General features: G+C 62.6%; 3 protein-coding genes. 2 read left to right on the forward strand and 1 reads right to left on the reverse strand.

Features of this window, described 5'->3' with window-relative positions; translation table 11 throughout:
• Nucleotides 1-23 precede the first annotated feature (23 nt).
• Nucleotides 24-956, reverse strand: coding sequence for a substrate-binding domain-containing protein (locus tag ACLP25_RS04540; RefSeq protein WP_442468037.1), 933 nt, complete (start codon nt 954-956; stop codon nt 24-26).
• A 1,053-nt stretch (nt 957-2,009) separates the two neighbouring features.
• On the opposite strand from ACLP25_RS04540, the gene groES reads away from it, so the two are divergent.
• Nucleotides 2,010-2,327 carry a co-chaperone GroES gene (gene groES / locus ACLP25_RS04545; RefSeq protein ID WP_442468038.1) on the forward strand — a complete coding sequence of 106 codons (318 nt, stop codon included), beginning with the start codon at nt 2,010-2,012 and terminating at the stop codon, nt 2,325-2,327.
• Between the two features lie 41 nt (nt 2,328-2,368).
• The coding region (gene groEL / locus ACLP25_RS04550; RefSeq protein ID WP_442468039.1) for a chaperonin GroEL at nt 2,369-3,135 on the forward strand (767 nt) is incomplete at its 3' end.

Raw genomic sequence — 3,135 nt, forward strand, 5'->3', positions numbered from 1 at the left:
GCGCGGCGGCGCCGAGCGTCGCCCTACTTGCCGGACAGGATCTTGTCGTAGATGGACGCCGTGTCCTTGGTGTAGAGCGCGCCGACGTGGATGTCGAACCCGGGCGGAATGCCGTTCGTCGCGAGATTGGCGTAAGAGAGCGCCAGGTAGCTCGTCGCTTGCGGATCCTGCCATTCGCCGGCGTTGACGTAGCCTGCGAGGACCTCGCCCGTCGTGTCGCGCGAATTGCCCCATCCGACCACCGGGATTTCGCCCGGCTTCACCCCGACCTGGTCGAAGACGCGCTTGATCGAGCCGGTGACAAGGTCGCCGAGTCCGATGATCGCCTTGATCTTCGTGCGGTTGGCGGTGAGATAGTCGCTCATCCGCGAGATGACGTTCGCCTGGTCGAGCGTTGCGTCGGTCACTTCCCAAGTGATGTTGAGCGGCTTGAAGACGCCCGCGATCGCCTGCTCCTCGACGACGCCGTAGCTCGCGCCGGGAACCTCGACCGGCATCCAGACAAAGTCGCCCGACTTCACCAGATTGTGGTCGACGAGATACTGCGCCCAGCCCTTGCCGACGCTCGCCAGGTCGACGCCGACATAGGCGTTGAAATCGACCTTTGAATCGGGCGTGTTGAAGTTGATGACCGGAATACCCGCGGCGCGCGCCTCCTTCACGACTTCGGTGAGGCTGCCCGGATCGGGGCTCGTGGTGACGATCCCGTCGGCCTTGGCGGCGATGGCGGTGCGGATCGCCTCCTGCTGCGCGGCGACGTCGCCGTTGTGGAACGAGGTCTTGACCGTTTGGCCCGTGTCCTTCGCCCACATGTTCGCGCCAGCCAGAAAATAGGTCCAGACCGGATCGGCGGGCGAGCCGTGCGAGATCCAATAGAAAGTCTTGGCCTGCGCCGCTAGCGGCAAAGCGAGCGCGAAAAATAGCAACGCCAGGAAGCGCGTAAGCGTTCTGAGCATGGGCATCCCTCCCAAAGGGGCGATCCATTTCCGCGGCTCACGAGGCCGCATCGCCTTGAGAATGGTGGCATATCGGCGCTGAGGCGGCAAGGCGAGGCGCGACCAGCCGGCGACGCGCGACAACAGCGTCACGTCGAACAACAGCCTTCGCCTCGCCACGGTCCTTTCCCCGCAATGGGCGTCGAGAGGCCCTCGTGATTGGCTGCCGGAGGGAAGTGACGAGTCGCGCTGGTGAACATCGAATGGTTGCGCGTAGAGAGGACCACGCGACACAAAAAACGCCCCGGATGGGGGCGCGCTTGGTTGGATTCCTTGAAAGGTGGGGGAGGTAGTTTCTCAATAAAGAGGCGAGACACAAAAGAGGGGCTTTGACGCCCGTGAACACGACAGAAATCTCCCTCCGAATGGAAGCGGTCAAAGCCGCAGAGCTGCTCGTGACTCGACACGGCCTGGAGGCCGCGCTCAAGACGACGTCAAGCGAGATGTCGAGCGCCCGGCGCGCCCGCAGTCGACGTCGATTTCAGTTCTGGACGGCGGTCGCGTCGGAGATCGAGGCGCGCTCTCAATTCCCTCGTCGAAAAGGCGGGGCTGAGAGCTCGCCCTCGAACCATTGCCTGGCTCGGCAGCGATCGCCTTGAGAAGGGAAAGTCGAAACAATGAGCGTGGCCTTCAGCCGAGAAGAAAGCTTTCGGGGTCGAAGCGGGCGTGGCGCCAATGGCAGGTAAGGGTGCCGTCCTTGACAATGCCGCGATCGAGCGGGCCGCGGATCGAACGGCACCTGCTGGTCAAGCGCGCTCGCGCGCAAGGCTTCGTGATCCTGGATTGCATGGATTGCTGGGAGGCCTGGGTGGCGACGCCGGCGGACTGGGTGCGCGCAGGCACGGCGGCGGCCGAGCGCGGCATATCACAGAGCGGCCGGCGGGGCTGGGGAAGTTGGCACTCCCTTGTCGCGAGTGCCAACTGTGACTATGTATTGCGAGCTTGAGACCAAGCCGACCGCCAGGTCATTTCGCCTGAAAGTCGGCATCGAAAGATCAACCGGGAGAGAAGCTCATGAACTTCCGTCCATTGCACGACCGCGTCGTGATCCGCCGCATCGAAGGCGAGGAAAAGACGAAGGGTGGCATCATCATTCCCGACACGGCCAAGGAAAAGCCCCAGGAAGGCGAGGTCATCGCCGTCGGACCGGGAGCTCGTGACGAAAGCGGCAAGCTTGTCCCGCTTGACGTCAAGGCGGGCGACCGAGTGCTGTTCGGCAAATGGTCCGGCACAGAGGTCAAAATCGACGGGGAGGACCTCTTGATCATGAAAGAGTCCGACGTCATGGGCGTGATCGAGGGCGCAAGCGCTACGAAGAAGAAGGCCGCCTGAGGCCGCCTGTCCTCTCACCTCAAACCAGGGATGGAACAACCATGTCCGCCAAAGACGTACGTTTCTCATCCGACGCCCGCGACCGTATGCTGCGCGGTGTCGACATCCTCAACAACGCCGTCAAAGCGACGCTGGGTCCCAAGGGCCGCAATGTCGTGCTCGACAAGTCTTACGGCGCCCCCCGCATCACCAAGGACGGCGTCACCGTCGCCAAGGAGATCGAACTGGAAGACAAGTTTGAGAACATGGGCGCCCAAATGGTGCGCGAGGTCGCCTCGAAGACCAGTGACATTGCCGGCGACGGCACCACCACCGCGACGGTGCTGACCGCCTCGATGATAAAGGAGGGCCTCAAGCTCGTCGCCGCCGGGATGAATCCGATGGATCTCAAGCGCGGCATTGATATGGCGACGACCGCCGTCGTCAAGGACATCCAGCGCCGCGCCAAGAAGGTTCAGTCCTCCGAGGAGATCGCCCAGGTCGGTACGATTTCGGCCAACGGCGACAAGACGATCGGCAAGATGATCGCCGACGCTATGAAGAAGGTCGGCAATGAGGGGGTGATCACGGTCGAGGAGGCTAAGACCGCCGAAACCGAGCTCGACGTCGTCGAAGGGATGCAGTTCGACCGCGGCTACCTGTCGCCCTATTTCATCACCAATGCCGAGAAGATGGTGGCCGAACTCGAGGACGCCTACATACTCATTCACGAGAAGAAGCTTTCCTCCCTTCAGCCACTGCTCAACATCCTCGAGTCCATCATCCTGGCCGGCAAGCCGTTGCTTATCGTCGCCGAAGACATCGAGGG

This window comes from Roseiarcus sp. (genome assembly GCF_052145395.1).
Taxonomy (GTDB): Bacteria; Pseudomonadota; Alphaproteobacteria; order Rhizobiales; family Beijerinckiaceae; genus Roseiarcus.